This window comes from Variovorax sp. DXTD-1 (assembly GCF_003984625.1).
GTDB lineage: Bacteria > Pseudomonadota > Gammaproteobacteria > Burkholderiales > Burkholderiaceae_C > Variovorax.
Window position 1 is genome coordinate 109,569 of sequence record NZ_RWKH01000016.1, and the last position, 23,509, is coordinate 133,077.

The following is a 23,509-nucleotide window of genomic DNA, read 5'->3' on the forward strand; positions in this document are numbered from 1 at the left end:
CGCCTTCACGCTTTCCATTTTTCGCTTCGTTTGGAACGCGCAGAACTCGCAGGCTGGCTGCGGCTTTCACTGACGCCGGGCATCGGCGACGGCGCCGCGCGCAAGCTGCTGGCGGCCTTCGGGCTGCCTGAAGGCATTTTTGCGCAACCCGCCGCGGCGCTCCGGCAGGTGGTGTCGCAAGCGGACGCCTTGCAGCAGCCCCCCAATGGCCTGCAGGCGCAAATCGACTTGACCTGGCAGTGGCTGCAATCCGGCCCGGATGACGGCACCGCCCGCCGTATCGTGACGCTGGGCGATGCGGGCTATCCGGCGTCACTGCTCGAAATGGTCGACCCGCCGCTGATGCTCTACGTGCTCGGCGCAGCGGACTTCGACCTGACACAACTCACCAACAGCATTGCGGTGGTGGGCAGCCGCAACCCCACGCCGCAGGGTGCCGCCAATGCGCGCGCCTTTGCACGGGCGCTGGGCGACGCGGGCTTGCCGGTGATTTCGGGGCTGGCACTCGGCGTGGACGGCGCCGCGCACCAGGGCGCGCTCGACGCGGCCGGCGATGCGCCCCGGCTCGCGACCGTGGCCATCGTGGGGACCGGTCTCGACCGCGTCTACCCGGCCCGGCACCGCGACCTGGCGCACCGCATCACGCAGCACGGGCTCATCGTGAGCGAGCTGCCACTCGGCACGCCTCCGCTCACGCAGAACTTCCCAAAGCGCAACCGCCTCATTGCCGGCCTGGCGCGCGGCACGCTGGTCGTAGAGGCGGCGCTCCAGTCGGGTTCGCTGATCACGGCTCGCCTGACCTCGGAACAGGGCAAGGAAGTGTTCGCCATTCCGGGCTCGATCCATTCGCCGCAATCGCGCGGCTGCCACGCGCTGATCCGCCAGGGCGCAAAGCTGGTCGAGTCCGTCAATGACATCATCGAAGAGCTGCCGGACCTGCGCGCAGCCAGCGCGAATGCGGGTCTTTTCGGCGATGCGGGCGCCTCCTCTTCAGCCGCTGAAAATCCGCTGCTCGAGGCCTTGGGCTTCGATCCGGTGAACCTCGACGCCCTGAGCGCGCGCACCGGCTGGAGCGCGGCCGAGCTGCAGGCCAAGATGCTCGAGCTCGAACTCGACGGCCATGTGGCGCGCCTGCCCGGCGGGCTCTTCCAGAGAACGGCCGCGGCCTAGTATTTTCCTTCCGCCAAAAAGGACGGAAGAAGTGACATGAAGCCCGGGAGCTCGCAACAAGCTTCGGCTATATTGGGCTCATGTTCGAAGTGCTTGTTTTTGTCTACGAAAACTATTGGCGCGGCGATGCCTGCCCCGAACCCGGACAACTGGGCCGCAAGCTCAGCGCCCACGGCTTCGAGGCCGAAGAGATCCGCGATGCGCTGCACTGGCTCGACGGCCTGAGCCTTGCAACCCAAGGCATGCAGCTCGAGCGAAGCGCCGATGACGACGCCATTGCCACCGTCACGCTGCGGGGCGCCCCCGAAGCCGCGCTGCCCCAGTCGAGCAATGCCATGCGGGTGTATTCCCAGGCCGAGCAGGAGCACCTGGGCGCCGATTGCCTCGGCTTCATCCGCTTTCTCGAGTCGTCGAACGTGCTGTCTTGCGGTTTGCGCGAAATCGTCATCGAGCGCGCCATGGCCGCACCGGGCGACCCGGTTGCGCTCGACGAACTCAAGATCATCGTGCTGATGGTGCACTGGAGCACCGGCATCGAGCCCGACGCGCTGGTGCTCGACGAACTCTGCGAAAGCCGCGAGGGTCGCATCGCGCACTAGCCGGCTAGTTCAGCAGGCGCTCCGGGTTGGCGTCGAGCTTGGCGAGCGCCTCGCGCGTGGCGCGCACCGTGAGGGTTTCTTCCTCGGCCGGTACGAGCAGGCCGGCCTGCAGGTAGTTGGCCAGCCGGCCGACCTGGATGAGAAAGCTGCGGCCGTCGGCCGAGGCGAACAGGTGCAACTGCTTGCGGTCGCTGCGCCAGACGAACTGCACCTGGCTCACACGGTCGTTGTGGTCGAGCATGAACCAGTTGCCCACCTGAAGTTCGTGCGCCCACTCGAGCATGTCTTCGGCCACCACGCTACCGGCGGTGTCGGGCACCACCTCGATCGAGGCCGCGTCCACACCGAGCAGCAGTTCGATGCTGTTCGCATCGAGCGGCAAGTTGGAAGCGCCGCCTTCGTCGCTCACGAAGTCTTCCAGGTGCGCCAGGCGCTCGGCCATGGCTTCGATCTTGGCCGCGGGAATGGCCTCGGTCTTCGACAGGAAGGCATCGGACAAGGTCGCGCCGATGGTCTTGATGTGGGCTTCCTGCGGCTCGTCGATGATACCCAGCAGGTTCATGCCCAGGCGCAGGCGCTGCAGCAGCTGCGGCAGGTCCTGGATCACGCGGGCGCGGTCGGCGCGGTTGGGCTTGGCGCTTGCGGCCCACACCAGTTCGGAGGCAACGCGCTTGAGCATGACCGTCTGTTCGCCCTGGGCGCCGTAGCGCAGTGCGGCAATGGCCAGCACCTCGGCCCAGACCTTGAAGAGAAACTCGCGGATCTCGTCGCGCACCGGCATGTCGTTGAGCATCTTGCGCAGCTCGATGGTGTACTGGATCGCCATCGTTTCCTTCTGCTCGACCTGCTGCGCGACGCTCATGACACGCTGGGTGGTGTCGCTTTGCGTGAGGTAGCGGCCCAGGAACGCGACGAACTCGTCGAACACCAGCTTGAAGACGCGCTGCCCGGTTTCGGGGTATTGCTCGATCACCTGCACCACGCGGCGAATTTCGCCTTCGAGGGCGCTGCCCGAAATGGCCGCGGCGTCGAAGCCCATCACGCAGGAGCCCATACGGTCGATCAGCATGCGCGCCGGATGCTGCAGGGTGCCGAAGAACTCGGGCTCGGCAATGGCCACGCGCAGCACGGGCATCTGCAGCCGCGCAAACCACACGCGGGCCGAGAAAGGAATGCGCTCCTCCGCGAGGATCGCCTGGAACATGAGCGCCACGATCTCGACGGTCGCCTTGTCGGCCGTGGTGGGCGCGCGCTTCTTGATCTCGGCGCTGCGCCGCCGCAGATCGACCGACGCCTGCTGGAGCATGGTGGCCTGGTCGCCGGGGTTCTGCATGTACTGCGTGGCGGCCATCCTGTAGGCGGCTTCGGCGTCGGCGATCACGGCCGCAAAGGTATTCGAAGCGGCCGGTGCGGTGCCGCCGCCGCTGACGCCGCTCCCCGCCACTGCGTGGCCGTCCATTCCTGCAACCGACTGGGGCGAGGACGACATGGTGGACTGCATGTCTGCCGCGCCGATACGGGCGGCGACGAAGCGCTTCAGGCTCAGCAACGCCGTCTGCGCCCGCTGGCGGGCGAGCAGCAGCGGCGAGCCGCCGGTCGTTGCGAGAGGCACCGACGGGGCCAAGCCCCGCGTTTGCGGCGATGCATCCGAGCCATGGCGCGAAGCGGCGCCCGGTGCCTGGGCGCTGCCGCCGCCGGCATACGGCGACCCCGGCACCGTTGCCGGGCCGCCGCCGGAAGCGCCTGTGCGGCGCACAAAATTCTTGAGATCGATCTCCTGCATGACGCCCTTGGAGACCAGGAACGCGTTGGCGTCCTCGTAGGCCTTGACCACCACGCCGACCAGATGCTGCTGCACGGTTTCCTGCACGCGGGCCCAGAGCGTGCGGCTCAAACCGGCCGCCAGCCACTGGTCCACCAGAAGCTTGGACAGCGTTTCGGGCCTGAGCACATCATTGGCGTCGAACTCGGTGGTGCCTTCCAGGTGCTGGATACGCAGACGCAGGTCGCTGAGCTCGAAACTCGCCTTTTCCTGGATCGCCTGCGCCAGCCGCGACGACAGGATGTTGCTTTCCATCACGTCGTCGCCGATCAGTTCGAGCCGCAGCCCGCCCGTGGACGGTGCGCCGGCCGACGCACCAGGAGCGTTCACCGACTTGCGCCAGCTGGCCTGGGCAAGTGAAACCCACTGCGTGGCCTGCCCCTGGAATGCCACGAAATCGTCACGGCTTTCCTGCATGGCGCGCGCGCTGCCGATCTCCGAAGCCTGCTTGGTCAGGCGGTCCCGGATGGCCTGCGCCAGGGGAACGATGACGCTCCCGGTCGCCAGCACGAAACGCTCACGCGTCTCGCGTGCGAGCTGCAAGGAAGAGGCGGACCGCGCAATACTCATTGAAAGATCGGGAAGGCCGGTGAAGCTCTATTCGGCAACAGCCGAGAGCTTGCATCGGGAAAAGCAACCGCACAAGTGTGCATCAGCTTCCTTGCAGTTGCTGACTTCCCGCGGCGCTTCCCTTCGATTCGATGCCGTCAGACCACGGCGCCGGCGTTGGGGTCGTCCTCGGAATCGCCGTCGCGCTTGACCGGCGTGCCCTTGATCAGGTCTTCGCGCTTGATGCCGAGCCACATGGCAATCGCCGCCGCCACGAAGCACGACGAGTAGATGCCGAAGCAGATACCGATGGTCAGCGCGAGCGCGAAGTAATGCAGTGTCGGCCCGCCGAAGAAGAACATCGAGAGCACCACCAGCTGCGTCGAGCCGTGGGTGATGATGGTGCGGCTGATGGTCGAGGTGATTGCGTTGTCGATGATCTCGACCGTGCTCATCTTGCGGTAGCGCCGGAAGTTCTCGCGCACCCGGTCGAAGATCACGACCGATTCGTTGACCGAATACCCCAGCACCGCGAGCACCGCCGCAAGCACCGCGAGCGAGAACTCCCACTGGAAGAAAGCGAAGAAGCCCAGGATGATGACCACGTCGTGCAGGTTGGCCAGCACGGTGGCCACGGCGAACTTCCATTCGAAGCGGATCGCCAAGTAGATCATGATGCCCACCACCACCATGCCGAGCGCCTTGAGCCCGTTGGTGGTGAGCTCTTCGCCGACCTGCGGACCGACGACCTCCATGCCGCGCTGCGTGGCCGAAGGATCGACCGACTTCAGCGCCTGCATGACCTGCGCGCTTTGCTGGTCGGAGTTCATGCCCTTCTGCGCCGGCAGGCGAATCTGCACGTCGCGCGAAGTGCCGTAGCTCTGCACCTGCACTTCGGGGTACCCGAGCTTGCTGACGGCCTCGCGCACCTTGCCGATGTCGGCCGACTGTTGGTAGGCGACCTCCATCACGGTGCCGCCCGTGAACTCCACCGACAGGTGCAGCCCGCGGTGCAGCAGGAAGAACACCGCCAGTGCGAAGGTGGCAAAGGAAATGATGTTCAGCACCAATGCATGGCGCATGAACGGGATGGTCTTGTGGATGCGGAAGAATTCCATGGCGCTTGTCCTTGACCTTTACTTGCCTTCAGCCACGGTCGTGCCGTCGGTCTTGGGCCGCCACACCGTGCCGATCGACACGGTCTTGAGCTTCTTCTTCTGGCCGTACCAGAAGTTCACGAGGCCGCGCGAGAAGAACACGGCGGAGAACATCGAGGTGACGATGCCGATGCAGTGCACCACCGCGAAACCGCGGATCGGGCCCGAGCCGAAGGCCAGCAAGGCGATGCCGGCGATCAGCGTGGTCACGTTGGAGTCGAGAATCGTGCCCCAGGCGCGGTCGTAGCCCGCATGGATGGCCGCCTGCGGCGAGGCGCCGTTGCGCAGCTCTTCACGCACGCGCTCGTTGATCAGCACGTTGGAGTCGATGGCCACGCCGATGGCCAACGCCATGGCCGCGATGCCGGGCAGCGTGAGCGTGGCCTGCAGCATCGAGAGAATGGCCACCAGCAGCATCAGGTTGACGGCCAGCGCGATCGACGAGAACAGGCCGAACAGTGCGTAGTACGCGCACATGAACACCATGATCGCGAGGAAGCCGTACATCACGCTCTTGAAGCCTTTTTCGATGTTGTCGGCACCCAGCGTCGGACCGATGGTGCGTTCCTGGATGATTTCCATCGGCGCGGCCAGCGAGCCGGCGCGCAGCAGCAGCGCGAGGTCGGCGGCTTCGGACACGGTCATCGAGCCCGAGATCTGGAAGCGGTTGCCGAGCTCGCCGTTGATCGACGGGGCCGTGAGCACTTCGCCCTTGCCCTTTTCGAAGATCAGCATGGCCATGCGCTTCTTGTAGTTCTCGCGGCTCACGTCGCGCATGATGCGGCCGCCCTTGGCGTCCATGGTCAGGTCGACCTTGGGCTGGTTGGTCTGCTGGTCAAAGCCGGGCTGCGCGTCGGTGAGGTTTTCGCCGGTGACGAGCACCTGCTTCTTCACGATCACGGGGCGGCCGTTGCGTTCGAGAAACTTCTCGGAGCCGAAGGGCACCGGTCCGCCGCCCAGTTCAGCCGCGCGGCCTTCGGCGCTTTCGTCGACCAGGCGCATTTCGAGCGTGGCGGTGCGACCCAGGATGTCCTTGGCCTTGGCCGTGTCCTGCACGCCGGGCAACTGCACCACGATGCGGTCGAGGCCCTGCTGCTGGATGACCGGCTCGGCCACGCCGAGTTCGTTGATCCGGTTGTGCAGGGTGGTGATGTTCTGCTTCAGCGCCGCGTCCTGCAGCCGGCGCGCGGCTTCGGGCTTGATGGTGGCCGTAAGGCGCCAGTTGCTGCCGTCCTGCGTGTCGGTGGTTGCGAGGTCCGGGAACTGGTCCTGGATCAGTTGCTTGGCCGTTTGCAGCGCGGCCGCATCGCGGAACGAAACCTCGAGGGTCTGGCCATTGCGGCTCACCGAGGTGCCGCGAATGCCCTTGTCGCGGAAGGTGGTGCGCAGGTCGCTCGCGAACGATTCGGCCTTCTTGTCGATGGCGCCCTTCATGTCGACCTGCAGCAGGAAGTCGACGCCGCCGCGCAGGTCGAGGCCGAGGTACATCGGGAACGCATGCAGCGACGCGAGCCAAGCCGGCGAACGCGAAACCAGGTTCAGCGCCACCACGTAGGGCGGGTCCGCCGGATCGGGCACCAGTGTGCGCTGCAATACATCGCGCGCCTTGAGCTGGTCGTCGGGCGTGGCGAAACGCGCGCGCAGCGAGGTGCCCTCGATCGCGAGCAAGTCGGGCGTGAGCCCGGCTGTTTTCAGCGCCTCCTCGACCCGGCTCTGGGTGGCTGCGTCGACCTTGACGGTCGACTTGGCCGCGGACACCTGCACGGCAGGCGCCTCGCCGAAGAAATTGGGCAGGGAATAGATCAACCCCACAAGCAGCACGATCACGATGATCGTGTACTTCCAGACCGGATAACGGTTCATGAGAAAGCGCTTTTCAGAAACAGGAACACGGCGTGACTTGAGGCCCGGCGCCATAAAGCGCAAGACCCCGCCTCGCGTTTATTGCTACTTGACCGCGCCCTTGGGCAAGACCTGGACCACAGCGCTGCGCTGGATCTTGATCTCCACGCCATTGGCGATTTCAAGGCCGAGGTACTGGTCGCCGAGCGAGGTGATCTTGCCGAGCACGCCACCGGCCGTGGCCACTTCGTCGCCCTTGGCCAGCGCTTCGATCATGGCGCGGGCTTCTTTCTGGCGCTTCATTTGCGGACGGATCATCACGAAATACAGCACCACGAACATCAGCACCAGGGGCAGCATGCTGCCGAGCGAAGACAACATGTCGCCACCGCCGGAAGCAGCGGGCGCGGTTTGGGCGAAAGCAGAGGAAATGAACAAGAGAGTCTCCAGCAGAGAGAAGAGGAATGTCAGAAGCGCGGAACGGGCCCGCGGTTCCGCAGCCCCGTGGAAAAGGCCGCGAGTCAGAGCGTGAAGCGGCATCGGCCGCGCACAGCAGCGGGCATTGTATTCGTGGCAATGCCCTGCTCCGCGCGCTTATCCGGCGCGCCGGGCAGGGCTTTCCAGGGCTTGGGGGGCGCGTCTGGCGCTATCTTTTCGGGAGCAAGGCGCAGCCGGAGGCCGGCTGCTCCCAAAAAATCAGGCCGCCGCGCGCTGCGCCGGCTGCGGGTTGCGCCACTTGGCGAGCAACTCGCTCCAGCGGGTGCGGGCAGCGGCGAGGTTGCGCTCCTTCACGTGGCCGTAGCCGCGGATCTGCTCGGGCAGGCTCGCAATCTCCAGCGCCAGGGCGTGGTTCTCGGCGCGCAGCCCGGAAATCACCTCTTCGAGGCTCGCGCGGTATTCGCCGATAAGGGCGCGCTCGGTCTTGCGCTCTTCGGTGCGCCCGAAGATGTCCAAAGCCGTGCCGCGCAGGCCCTTGAGCCGGGCCAGCAGCCTGAAGCCGGAGAGCATCCAGGGGCCGAACTTCTGCTTCTGCAGTTCGCCCTTGGCGTTCTTCTTCGCAATGATGGGCGGCGCGAGGTGGTAGTTGAGCTTGAAATCCTTGCCCATCTCGCCCTCGAACATGCCTTCGACGCGGTCGAGAAAGCTGCGGTCGGTATGCAGGCGCGCAACTTCGTACTCGTCCTTGTACGCCATGAGCTTGAACAGGTAGCGGGCGACCGTCTCGGTCAATGCGGTCTTGCCCAACGCCGATTCAGCCTGCTGCACCTTGCCCAGGAACTGCCGGTATTCGTCGGCGTAAGCCGCGTTCTGGTAGCCCGTGAGAAATTCGGCCCGGCGCGCCACCAGGCTTTCGACGGTTTCGCGCTTCTTGAATTCGATCACCTGGCCAGGGCTCACGCGCTTTTGCAGCGCGGCCGGGTTGGCGGCTGCCTGGCGGCCCCATGCGAAGGCGGTCTTGTTGTTCTCGATCGCCACGGCGTTGAGCTCGATGGCGCGCATCAGCGATTCGAGCGCCAGCGGGATCCAGCCCTTTTGCCAGGCAAAGCCCAAAAGCATCGGATTGGCGTAGAGGCTGTCGCCCATCAGCGTGGTGGCGGCGGCATCGGCGTCGAAGGTGCCGAGGCCATCGACGCCCACGGCGCGCGCGATCTCGTTCGCGCAGTCGTCCTGCGGATTCACCCAGTTGGCATTGCGCACGAAGGCGGCCGTGGGCGTGCTGTGCGTGTTGAGCGCCACATGCGTGCGCCCTTCGCGCATGCGCGCCAGGGTTTCGGCGTTGACGGCTACCAGCGGATCGGCCGCCAGAATGAGATCGGCCGCGGCGGTGCCGACGCGCGTGGTGCGAATCGCGTCCTGCGATTCGCCAATGAGCGCATGGCTCCAGGTGGCGCCGCCCTTTTGCGCGAGGCCGGCCGCGTCCTGCGTGACGATGCCCTTGCCCTCGATGTGCGCCGCCATGCCCAGCAGCTGGCCGATGGTGATGACGCCCGTGCCGCCGACGCCGGCCACCACGATGCCCCACACCTGGCCCTGCGCCAGCACCGGCACCGCCGGCTCGGGCAGCGGACCGAGTTCGAGCGGCGTATCGGCCTTGTTCTTCGTCTTCTTCTTGAGCTGCCCGCCTGCGACCGTGACGAAGCTGGGGCAGAAGCCCTTGAGGCAGCTCATGTCCTTGTTGCAGCTGCTCTGGTTGATGGTGCGCTTGCGGCCGAATTCGGTTTCGAGCGGCTCGACCGACAGGCAGTTGCTTTTCACGCTGCAGTCGCCGCAGCCTTCGCAGACCAGGTCGTTGATGACCACGCGCTTGGCCGGATCGACGGCCGTGCCCCGCTTGCGGCGGCGGCGCTTCTCGGTGGCGCAGGTCTGGTCGTAGATGATGGCCGTGGTGCCGGCAATCTCGCGGAACTCGCGCTGGATCTCGTCGAGTAGGTCGCGGTGCTTCACCGCCACATGGTCGCCGGGGATGGTCACGCCCTCGTACTTCTCGGGCTCGTCGGTCACGATGACGACCTTCTTCGCGCCTTCGGCATGCAGGCTTTCGGCAATCTGCAGCACCGAATGGCCCTCGGGCCGCTCGCCGACCTGCTGGCCGCCGGTCATGGCCACCGCGTCGTTGTAGAGAATCTTGTAGGTGATGTTCACGCCGGCCGCGATGCTCTGGCGGATGGCGAGCAGGCCGCTGTGGAAATACGTGCCGTCGCCCAGGTTCGCGAAGATGTGCTGGTCGGTGGTGAAGGGCTGCTGGCCCACCCACGGCACGCCCTCGCCGCCCATCTGCGTGAAGCCGATGGTGGAGCGGTCCATCCAGGTCGCCATGAAGTGGCAGCCGATGCCGCCCATGGCGCGCGAGCCTTCAGGCACCACGGTGCTGGTGTTGTGCGGGCAACCCGAGCAGAACCACGGCTGGCGGTCGGCGCCCTGAACGCCGCCCACCTTGAGCACTTCCATCGAGCGCTCCTTGGCTTCGAGGATGGCGATCTGCGCATCGATGCGCGCATGCATGTCGGCGCCGGCCTGTTCCAGGATGCCTAGCTTGCGCAGGCGCTGCGCAATGGCCTTGGCGATGAGCGCCGGGTTCAGGTCGGCGTTGGCGCGCAGCAGCGTGTTGGCGGTGGGGTTGGGCATGGCCCATTCGCCGCCGGAGAAATCGCCGTCGAGCTCATTGAACTTGCCGAGCACGGTGGGCCGCACGTCGGCGCGCCAGTTGTAGAGCTCTTCCTTCAACTGGTATTCGATGACCTGGCGCTTTTCTTCCACCACCAGAATTTCCTGCAGGCCGGTGGCAAAGTCGCGCGTGAGCTGCGCTTCCAGCGGCCACACCACGCCCACCTTGTGCAGCCGGATGCCCAGCTGGCGGCAGGTGGCGTCGTCCAGGCCCAGGTCGATCAGGGCCTGGCGGGTGTCGTTGTAGGCCTTGCCGCTGGCCATGATGCCGAAGCGGTCGTTCGGGCCCTCGATCACGTTGTGGTTCAGCCGGTTGGCGCGGATGTAGGCCAGCGCGGCATACCACTTGTAGTGCATGAGGCGCGCTTCCTGCTCCAGCGCATGGTCGGGCCAGCGGATGTGCAGGCCGCCGGGCGGCATCTGGAAATCGGTGGGAATGACGATCTCGACCCGGTCCGGGTCGATCATGGCCGTGGAACTCGACTCGACGATTTCCTGGATCGTCTTCATGCCCGACCAGATGCCCGAGAAGCGGCTCATCGCGAAGGCGTGAATGCCCAGGTCCAGAATTTCTTGCACGTTGGCCGGAAAGAACACCGGCGTGCCGCAGGCCTTGAAGATGTGATCGCTCTGGTGCGCGGCCGTGCTGCTCTTGGAAATGTGGTCGTCGCCCGCCACCGCGATCACGCCGCCCCATTCGGTGGTGCCCGCCATGTTGGCGTGCTTGAAGACGTCGGAGCAGCGGTCCACGCCCGGGCCCTTGCCGTACCAGATGCCGAAGACGCCGTCGAACTTGTTGGTACCCGCGGGCGAAAAGCCCAGCTGCTGGGTGCCCCATAGCGCCGTGGCGGCGAGCTCTTCGTTCACGCCCGGCTGGAAGACGATGTTCTGTTCCTTCAGGAACTTGCTGGCCTTCCATAGCGCCTGGTCGTAGCCGCCGAGCGGAGAGCCGCGGTAACCGCTGATGAAGCCCGCGGTGTTCTTGCCGGCCTGCTTGTCGCGCAGGCGCTGCAGCATGGGCAGCTTGACCAGCGCCTGCACCCCGCTCATGAAGGCCCGCCCGTAGTCGAGGCTGTATTTGTCGTCAAGCGTGACCGTCTCGAGGGCCTTGCGAATGTGCTCGGGCAGCGGTGCGTTCATGTTTGTCTGTCTCCGTGTGGCAGGGCCTTGTGGGCCTGGCTGATGGGTGTGGGTCTGTGCCCGGGTCGGGCGCGAGCCCATGATCACGCAAAGTGTATGCCGGGGTGCGCGACAGGTGTTTGCGTTCTGTGCTCCAAAAAACCGGCTTCCAGAAAGAATCTTGCTTAATATCGCCATCCATGGAAAGCATTGACAAGTTCGATCTCTCAATCCTGCAAGAACTGCAGGCCGATGGCCGCCTGACGAATGCCGAGCTTGCGCAGCGCGTGGGGCTCTCGGCCGCGCCCTGCTGGCGGCGGGTGCGCGCGCTGGAAGAAGCCGGCTTCATCAAGGGTTATCACGCCGAGATCGACCGCCACAAGATCGGGCTGGGCGTGCTCGCGTTCGTGCGCGTGGACACCGAACGCGTCACCAACGACGCCACTCAAAAACTGGAGGACGCGATCCGCAAGCTGCCCGAGGTGGTGGCCTGCCACTACATCAGCGGCACCGGCACCTTCGAGCTGCAGGTGGTGGCGCAAGACCTGGACAGCTTCTCGGCCTTCGCGCGCCAGCACCTCATGAACCTGCCCAACGTGAAAGACCTGCACACCAGCTTTTCGCTGGGCGAGGTGAAGGCGAGCAGCGCATTGCCGCTCGGGCACCTGGCACGCTAGCTGCAACCTAGAATTCCCGCCCACCCTGGATACATACACATCCCGCCAGCCGGCGGAACAAGAGGAAGAGGACTCCGCATGAACTCCATCCGCCGCGCTCTGGCGCTAGGCCTTGCCGCCGCCACGCTCTCCTTCGGCGCACAGGCGCAAGCCCAGAACCGCGAACTTACCGTGGCCTCCAGCGCCACCTACGCGCCCTTCGCCTTCGAGAACAAGGACAAGCAGATCGTCGGTTTCGACATCGACATCATCAACGCCATCGCCAAGCAGCAAGGCCTGAAGATCAAGGTCGTCAACACGCCCTTCACCGGCATCTTCGGCGCGCTCAACAACGGCGACGTCGACCTCGTGATTTCGGGCGTCACCATCAACGAAAAGCGCAAGCAGAGCTACGACTTCACGCCGCCCTACTTCGCGGCGCGCCAGCTCATTGCACTGCCGAAGAGCAGCACGGTCGCCTCGCTGAAGGATCTTGCCGGCAAGAAGATCGCCGTGGTGAGCGCCTCCACCGCCGACGACATCGCCTCGCGCGAGTTCGGCAAGACCAACCCCAACATCCGCCGGTTCGAGAGCACGCCGCTCATCATTTCCGAGCTCGCGGGCGGCGGTGTCGACGCCGCGATGGGCGACAACGGCGTGATCGCCTACCGCGTGGCGCAACACCCCGAACTGAAGACCCTCGACGACAAGTCCTTCCCCGAAGAAGGCTTCGGCATCGTCGTGAAGAAGGGCGACAAGGCGCTGCTCGACAAGCTCACCGCCGGCCTCGCCGCGGTTCGCGCCGATGGCAGCTACGCCACGATCTACAAGAAGTGGTTCAACAAGGACCCGAACGCCCGATGAGCAGCAGCACCTCCGGCCCGGGCGCAAGAAAGCACTAGATGGAACAGCCGATCCTGTTGTTCGGATGGTTCCGCTGGGACATCCTGGTCGAGTACAGCGACCTGTTCTGGCAAGGCGCCTGGATGACGCTGCGCATGACGGTGGTGTGCGTGCTGCTGGGTTCGAGCTGGGGCCTGTGCCTTGCGCTCGCGCGGCTCGCCCAGCCGCGCCATGCGCCGTGGACCTGGATTGCGCGGTTCTTCCTGCGCTGGCCGGCCACGGTGTACGTGAGCTTCTTCCGCGGCACGCCGCTTTTCGTGCAGATCCTGCTGATTCACTTCGCGGTGATGCCGGTGTTCATCCACCCCAGCACGGGCCTGCTGATCGACGGCGACCTGGCGCGCACGCTCAAGCAAGAGCACGGCGCGCTCATTTCGGGCGTGGTGGCGCTCACGCTCAATTCGGCGGCGTACATCTCGGAGGTGTTCCGCGCCGGCATCCAATCGATCTCGCGCGGACAGTTCGACGCCGGCCGGTCGATCGGCTTCACGCCCATGCAGGTCATGCGCTATGTGGTGCTGCCGCAGGCCTTCCGCCGCATGCTGCCGCCGCTGGGCAACAACGCCATCGCGCTGCTGAAGGACACCTCGCTGGTCTCGGCCATCGGGCTGGCCGAGCTGGCCTACGCCGCGCGCACCGTGGCGGGCGCCTATGCGCGCTATTGGGAGCCATATCTCGCGATTTCGGTGGTGTACTGGGTGATGACGCTCGTGCTCACCACGATGCTGCGGCGGCTCGAACACCGCCTGGCGCGCAGCGACAGAGGCTAGACCGTTCCGGAGACCGGCCGGTTTTCCGACCGGTCTCGACGGCATCGGCACAATTGGGCCACATGCCACCGATATCCCCCGAAGAGACCCCCATTCCCCCGGCCCGGCCGCAGCCACCGAAGTTCGCGGCGCTGGAGCCGCTCAAGCTGCCCGTGTTCCGCATGCTGTGGAGCACCTGGCTCATCGCCAACATCTGCATGTGGATGAGCGACGTGGCGGCGGCGTGGATGATGACCTCGCTGACCACCTCGCCCATCTGGGTGGCGCTGGTGCAGTCGGCCTCCACCTTGCCGGTGTTCCTGCTGGGCCTGCCGAGCGGGGCACTGGCCGACATCCTCGACCGCCGGCGCTGGCTTGTGGCCACGCAGTTCTGGCTGGCGGGCACGGCCATCGTGCTGTGCGCGGCCATTGCACTGGACATGATGACCGCGCCGCTTTTGCTGGCGCTCACTTTCGCCAACGGCATCGGCCTGGCGCTGCGCTGGCCGGTGTTCTCGGCCATCGTGCCCGAGCTGGTGCCGCGGCCGCAGCTGCCGGCGGCGCTGGGCCTGAACGGCATCGCAATGAACGCCTCGCGCATCATCGGCCCGCTCACGGCCGGCATGCTGATTGCCAGCGCAGGCAGCGTCTGGGTGTTTGCGCTCAACGCGGTGCTGTCGGTGGCCTCGGGCTTCGTGGTGCTGCGCTGGCGGCGCGAGCACAAGCCCAATCCGCTGGGGCGCGAGCGACTCATCAGCGCTATGCGGGTGGGCGTGCAGTTCGTGTGGCAGTCGCAGCGCATGCGGGCCGTGCTCTCGCGCATCACCATCTTCTTCTTTCATTCGACCGCGCTGCTCGCGCTGCTGCCGCTGCTGGCCCGCAACCTCGAGGGCGGCGGCGCCGGCACCTTCACGCTGCTGCTCGCGGCCATGGGCTCGGGCGCGATCGTCGCGGTGCTGTTTCTGCCGCGGCTGCGCCAGGCGCTGGGGCGCGACCAGCTGGTGCTGCGCGGCACAGTGCTGCAGTCGCTCGCCACCGCGGTGATGGCCTTTGCGCCCAACGCCTGGGTGGCCGTCCCCGCCATGTTCTTCTGCGGCATGGCGTGGATCACGGTGGCCAATTCGCTCTCCGTGTCGGCGCAGCTGGCGCTGCCCGACTGGGTGCGCGCTCGCGGCATGTCGACCTACCAGATGGCGATCATGGGTGCGAGCGCGATCGGCGCGGCGCTGTGGGGCCAGGTGGCCACCGTGACCAACCTGCGCTCCAGCCTGGAGATTGCCGCGGTGAGCGGCACGCTGCTGATGCTGGCGGCGCTGCGCTGGGTGACCGACGTCTCGGGCGAAGAGGCCGACATGAGCCCCGCGCAGGCCGGCTGGGCGGCGGGCCCGCCCGCGGAAAAGCCCGAAGAAAACGGCCGAGTGGTCATCACCATCGAATACATGATCGACCCCGCACGCGCGGCGGCCTTCCACCTCGTGATGCACCAGACCCGCCGCGCGCGGCTCGGCCAGGGCGCCATAGGTTGGGAACTGCTGCACGACATCTCGGAGCCCGGCCGCTACGTGGAAGAGATCGTCGACGAAAGCTGGACCGACCACCTGCGCCGTTTCAACCGCGCCACGGCCGCCGACATGGCCTTGCGCGAGCGGCGGCTGGCGTTCCACATCGGCGAATCGCCACCGGTGGTGACACGCTACGTGGTGCGGCGCTGACTAGGTCTGACCGACTAGCACGGCAACACCGTGCTGCGGCAGGTACATGGTGGCTTCCACTTCCACCAGCACCTCGTCGCCCGGCAGGAAGCGCGCGACCTCCACCACCGTGCTGACCGGCGGTTCGCCCGGGTAGAAAAGCCCACGCACGCGGTTGTAGAACGCGTAGTGCGGCAGGTGGCGAAAGTACTGCACCAGCTTCACCACGTCTTCCATGGCGCCGCCGTGTTCGGCCGCGATCTGGCGGATGCGCTCGAGCACGAACCAGCTCTGCGCGACGATGGGCGCTTCGAAGACGTCGACCGACATCTGGCTGGTGGCATAGCCCACGCCTTGCAGGGCAGTGCGGGCTTCCTCGGGAATGGCGTCGTAGCCGGCCACCGCGCGGCGGGTGGCCGGATCGACCGCGACGACGCCGCTCATGAAGACGAAATCACCCACGCGCTTGGCGGCGGCGTAGTTGGCCATTGGCTTGCCCATGCTCATTGTGTTTGCTCCAGGATTCGACCGGGACGGATCACCGTGTGCCATGCAAGCCCCATGCCGAAAGGCCGCGGCGCGATGCGCGGCGACTGGGGGACTGGGGCTTCATGCGCGCTGCTGCAAGGCCCGCAGCCAGCCCAGGCCGGCCGAGGTACCGCCGGGTTCCGAGCCGCGCTTCGGCCGGTACTCGCAACCGACCCAGCCCTGCCAGCCGCATTGCGCCGAGACCTCGTCGATCAGGTTGAACAGGTATGGGTAGTTCTGCTCACCGATGTCGGGCTCGTGGCGTTCGGGCACGCCGGCAATCTGGATGTGGCCGACGCGGCCGGTCGGCAGGTATTTGCGGATCTTCATGGCCACGTCGCCCTCGACGATCTGGCAGTGGTACAGATCCATTTGCACCTTGAGGTTGGGCGCGCCCACCATATCGACGATTTCGTGCGCGTGGTCTTGCCGGTTCAGAAAGAACCGCGGAATGTCGCGCGTGTTGATCGGCTCGATCAGCACGTCGCGGCCGGCCTTGGCGGCTTCGGCCGCAGCCCATCGCAGGTTGTCCACGTACACGGGCTGCACGGCCTCGCGCTCCAGGCCCTCAGGCACCAGGCCCGCCATGATGTGGATGCGCGGGCAGTCGAGCGCCACAGCGTAGTCGATGGCCTTGGCCATGCCTTCGCGAAACTCGGCGTCGCGGCCCGGCAAGCAGGCAAGGCCGCGCTCGCCGCCGTCCCAGTTGCCCGGCGGTCCGTTGAAGAGCACCTGCTGCAGGCCGTTGTGCTTCAGGCGAGCCGCAATCTCGTTGCGGTCATGGGCGTAGGGAAACAGATATTCGACGGCCTTGAAGCCGTCTTTCGCAGCGGCTTCGAAGCGGTCAAGAAATTCGAGTTCCGGATAGAGCATCGAGAGGTTGGCGGCAAATTGAGGCATGGGGTGCTTTTACTATTACCAGCGCGCACCGAAAGTGCGGCGCAGTTCGTCGATCTGTTCATCGCTCAGCGGCTGGGGCTTGGCCATGCCGGTGAGCAGATGGAGCTTTGCGGTTTCTTCGAGTTCCTCGAGCACGGCCATCGCCGCGCCCGGCGTCTCGTGCCACACATTGGGGCCGAGGCGTTCGAGCATCACGGCGCGGATCGGCGTGCCGGCCGCACCGTGCCGCTCGATGGCTTGCGCGACCGACTCGGCCGCCTCGGGCGCGCCGGGGCGGTGATAGGGAATGAGCGGCACATGGCCGACCTTCATCACGAAATACGGCGTGAGCGCGGGTAGCAGTTCGTCGCCTTGTTGGTTTAGCGTGAGTGCAACGCAGTGCGTGCTGTGCGTATGAATCACGCAGGCCGTGCCTGCATCGAATTTTCGCGCCGCCGTATAGATGCGCGTGTGCAGGGCGATGGTCTTGCTGGCGCGGTCGCCAGCGGTCTGGTTGCCTTCCGTATCAAGCTTGGCCAGGCGCGCGGGGTCTAGAAAGCCGAGGCAGGCATCGGTCGGCGTGATGAGAAAGCCGTCGGCGAGCCGGACGCTGATGTTGCCGGCGGTGGCATGCACGTAGCCGCGTTCGAAAAGGCTGCGGCCTATGCGGCAGATTTCTTCTCGGGCTTGGGTTTCTTTCATTTTGTTTTTCTGCGCGTTGTGTTGCGCTGTTCGGGGCGCGTGCAAAGGCCACCGGGTACTCCCCTCCGCGAATGTCCCCCGCCTTCGGCTCCTCCTTTATTTCGCTGCGGGGAGCACCCGATGCCCTGTGCACTAGGGCACGCTCGTGGTGTACCGCTGATCAACGACTGCCCTGTGCAACGCACCCGCTGGCGGGGTGCCTTGCGCAGCGAAATAAAGGAGGAGGCCGCAGGCCGGGGGACATTCGCGGAGAAAGGTACCCCGTCGGCGGGTGCGCACCCCGAACGTGCGCGAGCGCGCCCTGAGCAAGTACCCGGCATGCAATTCATGCCAGCACTGTAAATGCCTTGGTAAAAAAATCATCGCCCCCAAAGTTGCCAGACTTGAGCGCGATGTGCACCGACGTACCTGCCGCCACATCGGTGCCCGCATGGCACCACGGCACGCCGGGGTCAATCTGCGGACCGATCTGCATCTGCGCAATGCCCAGTGCCTGCACGCACGCGCCGGAGGTTTCGCCGCCTGCCACCACGAGCCGGCGCACACCGCGCTCGACCAGGCCGCGCGCAATGGCTGCAACGGTGCGCTCGATCATGGCGCCGGCCTCTTCGATGCCGAGCCTGCCCTGCACCGACTTGACGGCACCCGCCTCGGCTGTGGAATAGACGAGCACTGGTTGCTTGTCGACGAGCGGTGTCGCCCAGGCCAAGGTTTCGGCCACAACATCGACCCCCGCGGCGATGCGCAGCGGATCGATGGCCAGTGCCGCGCCGCCGCGCTGAATGAAGTCGAGCACCTGACGGTTGGTGGCGAGCGAGCAACTGCCCGACACCACGGCACGCAATCCACCCGCAGCGGGCAGCGCGCTGGCTTGCGACGACGGCGCGAGGCCGAAGTTGGCCGGCAGGCCGATGGCCACGCCCGAGCCGGCGGTGACCAGCGGCATCTTGGCGATGGCCGGGCCGAGCCTCAGCAGGTCGTCGTTCGACACCGCATCGACGATCGCGATCGCCACGCCCTCGCCTTTCAGCTGTTCGATGCGCTCCGTGATGGCCGCCGCGCCGCGCGCCACCACCGCGTGGTCGATGAGCCCCACCTTGCGCTTGCACTGCGCCTGCAGCACGCGAACGAGGTTCGGGTCGGTCATGGGCGTGAGCGGATGGTTCTGCATGCCGCTCTCGTTGAGCAGCACGTCGCCTGCGAACAGGTAGCCCTTGAAAACGGTTCGCTTGTTGTCGGGGAAGGCGGGCGTCGCGATGGTGAAGTCGCATTGCAGCGCCTCCATGAGCGCTTCGGTCACCGGGCCGATGTTGCCCTGCGGCGTGCTGTCGAAGGTGGAGCAGTACTTGAAGTAGATCTGCTGCGCGCCCTGGGCCTGCAGCCAGCGCAGCGCGGCGAGCGACTGCTCGATGGCTTCGGCCGGGGCGATGGTGCGCGACTTGAGCGCGACCACGACGGCGTCGACTTCCGCATCGAGAGGCGTGGCGGGCACACCGATGGCTTGCACCACGCGCATGCCGGCGCGCACGAGGTTGTTGGCGAGGTCGGTGGCGCCGGTGAAGTCGTCGGCAATGCAGCCGAGCAGCAGCTTGGGCATTGCTCAGTCCTTTGTGGCCACGACCAGCTTTACGGCCTGCGGGTTCTCGCGCACGTAGTCGCGCAAGATGGCGTCGAAACTCGCATCCGCCTTCAGGCCCAGCGCCTCGGCGCGCGCCGCATGAATACGGCTGGGCCAGCTGGTCACGATCTTGGCGATGTTTGCATCGGGCTCCCAGTCGATCAGCGACGTGGCCTCTTTGCCGGCAATGCGCTCGAGCGCATCTGCCATTTCGCGCACGATGGTCGTCAAGGCGGGCAGGTTGACCGCGGTGCGCGCACCCCACTCGGCAGCGTTGGCCGTGGCCGCGCGGATGATGCCCGCAACGGTGTTGCCAGGCGATGCGAGGGCAACGGCTGTCTCGGGCGCCACGGGGCAGCGCGCGCGCTCACCAGCCAGCGGCTCGCGCAGCATGCCGCTCAGGAAGCTGGAGGCCGCGCCGTTCGGCCGGCCCGGCCGCACCGACACCGTCATGAGCCGCACGTTGCGGCCCTGCACGAAGCCCTTGCGCGTGAAGTCGGCCACGAGTTGTTCGCCGATGAACTTCTGGATGCCGTAGCTGTTCTGCGGCGTCGGCAGCGTGGTGTCCTCGATCACCGCGGGCAGGCGCTGCTCGGGCGAATCGCCGAACACCGCGACCGAGCTGGAGAACACGAACACCGGCGCATGGCCCGCGCGTCGGCAGGCGTCGAGCAACGCACGCGTGGTGTCGAGATTGCTGCGCATGCCCAGGTCGAAGTCGGCCTCGCATTCGCCGCTCACCGCGGCGGCAAGGTGGAACACGGCGTGCGTGTCGGCCAGCGGCAGCACGCCGCTCACGGCCTGCTCGTAGAGGTCGCCTTGCACAAAGTGCACGCGGCCATCGGCTTGCAGGTCTGCGGGTGGCGGCACGCGGTCGGCCAGCGTGATGCGCGCGACGGGCTGGACCACACCGCCGGCCAATGCCAGCGGGCCGCCCGCGAGCAGCGTGCGCGCGAGCCGCGCACCGACAAAACCGCAACCTCCGGTGATGAGAATATTCATGATGCTTGTCTTCCTTGTTCAGGCTTTCTTGTCGGCAGCCGGCAGTTCGATGCCGGGAAAAATCTTGATGACCGCGCTGTCGTCTTCGCGCGCAAAACCTGCGGTAGAGGCCTGCATGAACATCTGGTGCGCGGTGGACGAGAGCGGCAGCGGAAACTTGCTGGCGCGCGCCACGTCGAGCACCAGGCCCAGGTCTTTCACGAAGATGTCGACGGCCGAGAGCGGCGTGTAGTCGCCCGCCAGCACGTGCGCCATGCGGTTTTCGAACATCCAGCTGTTGCCCGCGCTGTGCGTGATGACCTCGTACAGCGCGGCCGGGTCCACGCCTTCGCGCAGGCCCAGTGCCATGGCCTCGGCCGCCGCGGCAATGTGCACGCCGGCCAGCAGCTGGTTGATGATCTTGACCTTGCTGCCCGCACCCGCGCGGTCTCCAAGACGATAAACCTTGGCCGCCATCGCGTCGAGCACGGCGCCGGCTTTTTCATAGGCCGCGGCCGTGCCGGCGGTCATCATCGTCATCTGCCCGCTCGCGGCCTTGGCGGCGCCGCCGGAAATCGGCGCGTCGAGGTACAGGATGCCCTGCGCGGCCAGGCGCGCCTCGAGCGCGACCGACCCGTTCGGGTCGACGGTGGAGCACATCACGAACAGGCTGCCGGGCTTCATCGATGCCGCGCAGCCGGGTGTGGTGCCGTCGCCGAACAGCACCGACTCGGTCTGCGCCGCATTGACCACCACGGAAACGACGATGTCGCACTGCCCGCCGAGCGCGGCCAGCGTGTCGCAGGCCACACCGCCGTCGCGAGCAAAGGCGTGGGCCACGTCCAGGCGCACGTCGAACACGTGCGGCTCGTAGCCCGCGCGGCGCAGCGATTGCGCCATGCCGCTGCCCATCGCGCCGAGGCCCACGACGCCGACGATGGGGTTGTTGGTGTTGTTTGTCATGTTGCCGTTCTCCGATCAGCGATTGACGAGCTGCTTGGGCGTGAGCCACACGCCGATGGCCCCGAGCACCAGCGCCGCGGCCAGCACGTACATGCCGATCTGCGTGCTGCCGGTGAGGTCTTTGAGGTAGCCGATGAGATAGGGGCTGACGAAGCCCGCGAGGTTGCCCACCGAATTGATGACCGCAATGCCGGCAGCCGCGGCCGTGCCCGACAAGAAGGCGGTGGGCAGCGACCAGAACAGCGGCGCGCAGGTGAGCACGCCGGCCGCGGCAAGCGAAAGGAATGCGAGCGACACGACCGTATTCTGCGTGTACGAGGCCGCGACGGTGAAGCCGATCGCGCCCATCAGCGCGGGCACGATCAGGTGCCAGCGGCGCTCCTGCCGGCGGTCGGCGCTGCGGCCGAAAAGGTTCATCGCGACGATCGCGCAGATGAACGGAATGGCGCTCAACAGGCCGATGTGCAGGTTGCCCTTGACGCCCGTGGCCTTGACCAGCGTGGGCAGCCAGAAGGTCAGCGCGTATTGGCCCATGACGAAGGCAAAGTAGATCAGCGCCATCCACCACACCCGCGCATCGCGGAACATGGCGCCCACCGAGTGCGGCCCCTTGGCGCCGTGCGCCTGGTCGCGCTCGACCTCGCGCTGCAGCAGGCGCTTTTCTTCGGGATCGAGCCAGCGCGCATGCTGGATGCCGTTGTCCAGGTAGACCAGCACCATCACGCCGACGATCACGGCCGGAATCGCTTCGATGATGAACATCCACTGCCAGCCTTCCATGGACGACACGCCATGGAACGCATCCATGATCCAGCCCGAGAGCGGATTGCCGAAGATGCCCGCCACCGGAATGGCCGACATGAAGACCGCGATGATGCGCGCGCGCCGGTGCGCCGGGTACCAGTGGGTGAGGTACAGGATCACGCCGGGGTAGAAGCCCGCCTCCGCCACGCCGAGCAGAAAACGCAGGATGTAGAAGCTGGTGGGCGTTTCCACGAACACGAAGCAGGCCGAGAGCACGCCCCAGGTGATCATGATTCGCGCAATCCAGATGCGCGCGCCCACGCGGTTGAGCAGCAGGTTGCTCGGTACCTCGAACAGGAAGTAGCCGAGAAAGAAGATGCCGGCGCCAAGTCCGAACACGGTTTCGCTGAAGCCCAGGTCTTGTCCCATCTGGAGCTTGGCGAAGCCCACGTTCACGCGGTCGAGATACGCGACCACGTAGCAGAGCATCAGAAAGGGAACGAGGCGCCAGAACACCTTGGTGTAGGCACGCTTCTCGAGCGCGACGTCGGCTGGCGTGTCCGCGGCGGCAGGCAGCGGCGCGTGGAGTGTTGAAGTCATTGGAGGAAGTCCGTTGGATGATGAACCGGGTCTCGCTTGAGCGGTGCGTCCGGTGCGTCGCCCTTATTTGTCAGGTCATCATATAAATCTGAAACAGGCGATCTGCCTCGGGTAAACCCGCAAGCTACACCTCGTTTCCTTTTCTCTACTGGCCCGCGGGCCAGCCTTCGACCAGCGGCCGGGCGAGTTGCGCGCCTTCCTGCTGCCAGAAGGCGGGGTCGGCCTGCTCGATGCGGCGAATGGCGTTGTCCATGTGGGACTTGGCGGCTTCGCGGGCGCGCAGCGGGTCGCCGGCTTCGATGGCCTCCACGATCTGCGCATGCTCCTGCGCCACCTCGCGCGCAAAGTCGGCCCGGCGCGCCTCGTTGGCGCGCGTGACGCGCGTGGCGCCATGCAGGAACTGCCGCAGGTACTGCAGCGTGCCGATCAAGAAGGGGTTGCGCGCCGCCTCGGCAATGGCGCGATGAAAACGCACGTCTTCGTCTGCGCCGTTGCGGCCGGCCGCCACCGCGGCATGCAGCGCTTCGATGGCTTCGCGGATGCGCTCCACGTCTTCCGGCGTGCGCCGCTCGGCGGCCAGCGCGGCCACTTCGGCTTCGAGCGCGCGGCGCAGTTCGACCATCTGGATCACCGCTTCACGCGAAGCCACATGCGGCATCTCGAAGCGCAGCGGCTCCACGCCGGCGGCGCGCACATACACGCCGCTGCCCTGGCGCGAGTCGAGCAGCCCCAGCGACTTGAGCCGCGAAACCGCTTCGCGCACCACCGTGCGGCTCACGCCGAACTGTTCGGCCAGCGCCGCCTCGGTCGGCAAGCGGTCGCCTGCCGACAAGCGCCCGCTGCGCACCTCGGCCGCCAATGCATCGGCCACCTGGTCGGCGAGGCGAACGGTGGGAGCGACGGATTGAAAACGTGCGGTCATGAACGCGTGTGGCGGTGGGCTGCGACTCTAACGCAGGCCCTTGCGCCGAATCTCTAAAACTTAAGGGTTACACACCATTGACGGGTGTTGTTCTGACGCTTCTTGGACGTGCGAAAAATCTGACGTTTGCTCTCCGAATCCGCGCCTTTC

19 protein-coding genes are annotated in these 23,509 nt (G+C 66.3%); 6 read left to right on the top strand and 13 right to left on the bottom strand.

All coding sequences use genetic code 11. The annotated features are described in order from the left end of the window. Positions 1 to 30 precede the first annotated feature (30 nt). Both dprA and EJI00_RS16490 read left to right on the top strand, forming a co-directional pair. Positions 31 to 1,170 carry a DNA-processing protein DprA gene (gene dprA, locus EJI00_RS16485; RefSeq protein ID WP_126748577.1) on the top strand — a complete coding sequence of 380 codons (1,140 nt, stop codon included), beginning with the start codon at positions 31 to 33 and terminating at the stop codon, positions 1,168 to 1,170. 80 nt (positions 1,171 to 1,250) lie between these two features. Then, positions 1,251 to 1,769 carry a DUF494 family protein gene (locus tag EJI00_RS16490; RefSeq protein ID WP_126748578.1) on the top strand — a complete coding sequence of 173 codons (519 nt, stop codon included), beginning with the start codon at positions 1,251 to 1,253 and terminating at the stop codon, positions 1,767 to 1,769. A 4-nt stretch (positions 1,770 to 1,773) separates the two neighbouring features. On the opposite strand, the gene EJI00_RS16495 is transcribed toward EJI00_RS16490, so the two are convergent. From EJI00_RS16495 to EJI00_RS16515, 5 genes are all read right to left on the bottom strand, one after another. After that, the gene (locus EJI00_RS16495; protein WP_126748579.1) at positions 1,774 to 4,161 is read right to left on the bottom strand and encodes a DUF1631 family protein; all 2,388 of its coding nucleotides are present in this window, start codon (positions 4,159 to 4,161) and stop codon (positions 1,774 to 1,776) included. A gap of 137 nt (positions 4,162 to 4,298) precedes the next feature. Continuing rightward, positions 4,299 to 5,258, bottom strand: coding sequence for a protein translocase subunit SecF (gene secF, locus EJI00_RS16500; RefSeq protein ID WP_126748580.1), 960 nt, complete (start codon positions 5,256 to 5,258; stop codon positions 4,299 to 4,301). Positions 5,259 to 5,276: 18 nt separating this feature from the next. Then, positions 5,277 to 7,160: a protein translocase subunit SecD gene (gene secD, locus EJI00_RS16505; protein ID WP_126748581.1), complete on the bottom strand. Its 1,884-nt coding sequence runs from the start codon at positions 7,158 to 7,160 to the stop codon at positions 5,277 to 5,279. Positions 7,161 to 7,244: 84 nt separating this feature from the next. Continuing rightward, positions 7,245 to 7,577 (bottom strand): preprotein translocase subunit YajC, encoded by a 333-nt coding sequence (gene yajC, locus EJI00_RS16510; RefSeq protein WP_126748582.1) that lies wholly within the window; start codon positions 7,575 to 7,577, stop codon positions 7,245 to 7,247. Between the two features lie 258 nt (positions 7,578 to 7,835). Continuing rightward, on the bottom strand, positions 7,836 to 11,444 hold the full coding sequence (locus EJI00_RS16515) for an indolepyruvate ferredoxin oxidoreductase family protein (protein WP_126748583.1): 3,609 nt from the start codon (positions 11,442 to 11,444) through the stop codon (positions 7,836 to 7,838). 179 nt (positions 11,445 to 11,623) lie between these two features. Between EJI00_RS16515 and EJI00_RS16520 the strand changes: the two genes are divergently transcribed. The 4 genes from EJI00_RS16520 to EJI00_RS16535 all read left to right on the top strand — a co-directional run bounded on the left by EJI00_RS16520 (position 11,624) and on the right by EJI00_RS16535 (position 15,443). Continuing rightward, entirely contained in the window at positions 11,624 to 12,100 is a 477-nt protein-coding gene (locus EJI00_RS16520; RefSeq protein ID WP_126748584.1) for an Lrp/AsnC family transcriptional regulator, read from the top strand. Between the two features lie 78 nt (positions 12,101 to 12,178). After that, positions 12,179 to 12,943 (top strand): basic amino acid ABC transporter substrate-binding protein, encoded by a 765-nt coding sequence (locus tag EJI00_RS16525; RefSeq protein WP_126748585.1) that lies wholly within the window; start codon positions 12,179 to 12,181, stop codon positions 12,941 to 12,943. A gap of 38 nt (positions 12,944 to 12,981) precedes the next feature. Next, positions 12,982 to 13,752: an amino acid ABC transporter permease gene (locus EJI00_RS16530; RefSeq protein WP_126748586.1), complete on the top strand. Its 771-nt coding sequence runs from the start codon at positions 12,982 to 12,984 to the stop codon at positions 13,750 to 13,752. A 62-nt stretch (positions 13,753 to 13,814) separates the two neighbouring features. Continuing rightward, a complete protein-coding gene (locus EJI00_RS16535; RefSeq protein ID WP_126748587.1) occupies positions 13,815 to 15,443 on the top strand; it encodes an MFS transporter in 1,629 nt (542 codons plus the stop codon). On the opposite strand, the gene EJI00_RS16540 is transcribed toward EJI00_RS16535, so the two are convergent. The 8 genes from EJI00_RS16540 to EJI00_RS16575 form a co-directional block, all read right to left on the bottom strand. Beyond that, entirely contained in the window at positions 15,444 to 15,929 is a 486-nt protein-coding gene (locus EJI00_RS16540; protein ID WP_126748588.1) for a RidA family protein, read from the bottom strand. A gap of 102 nt (positions 15,930 to 16,031) precedes the next feature. Further along, on the bottom strand, positions 16,032 to 16,850 hold the full coding sequence (otnI, locus tag EJI00_RS16545; protein WP_126748589.1) for a 2-oxo-tetronate isomerase: 819 nt from the start codon (positions 16,848 to 16,850) through the stop codon (positions 16,032 to 16,034). Positions 16,851 to 16,865: 15 nt separating this feature from the next. Continuing rightward, positions 16,866 to 17,531 carry an aldolase gene (locus tag EJI00_RS16550; RefSeq protein ID WP_126748590.1) on the bottom strand — a complete coding sequence of 222 codons (666 nt, stop codon included), beginning with the start codon at positions 17,529 to 17,531 and terminating at the stop codon, positions 16,866 to 16,868. Positions 17,532 to 17,856: 325 nt separating this feature from the next. Beyond that, on the bottom strand, positions 17,857 to 19,128 hold the full coding sequence (otnK, locus tag EJI00_RS16555) for a 3-oxo-tetronate kinase (protein WP_126748591.1): 1,272 nt from the start codon (positions 19,126 to 19,128) through the stop codon (positions 17,857 to 17,859). Between the two features lie 3 nt (positions 19,129 to 19,131). Continuing rightward, positions 19,132 to 20,151: a D-erythronate dehydrogenase gene (gene denD, locus EJI00_RS16560; RefSeq protein WP_126748592.1), complete on the bottom strand. Its 1,020-nt coding sequence runs from the start codon at positions 20,149 to 20,151 to the stop codon at positions 19,132 to 19,134. Positions 20,152 to 20,169: 18 nt separating this feature from the next. Continuing rightward, complete coding sequence (gene ltnD / locus EJI00_RS16565) at positions 20,170 to 21,093, bottom strand: L-threonate dehydrogenase (protein ID WP_126748593.1); 924 nt, start codon at positions 21,091 to 21,093, stop codon at positions 20,170 to 20,172. A 15-nt stretch (positions 21,094 to 21,108) separates the two neighbouring features. Then, positions 21,109 to 22,437 carry an MFS transporter gene (locus EJI00_RS16570; RefSeq protein WP_126748594.1) on the bottom strand — a complete coding sequence of 443 codons (1,329 nt, stop codon included), beginning with the start codon at positions 22,435 to 22,437 and terminating at the stop codon, positions 21,109 to 21,111. 145 nt (positions 22,438 to 22,582) lie between these two features. Beyond that, complete coding sequence (locus tag EJI00_RS16575; RefSeq protein WP_126748595.1) at positions 22,583 to 23,359, bottom strand: FadR/GntR family transcriptional regulator; 777 nt, start codon at positions 23,357 to 23,359, stop codon at positions 22,583 to 22,585. Between the last annotated feature and the right edge of the window lie 150 nt (positions 23,360 to 23,509).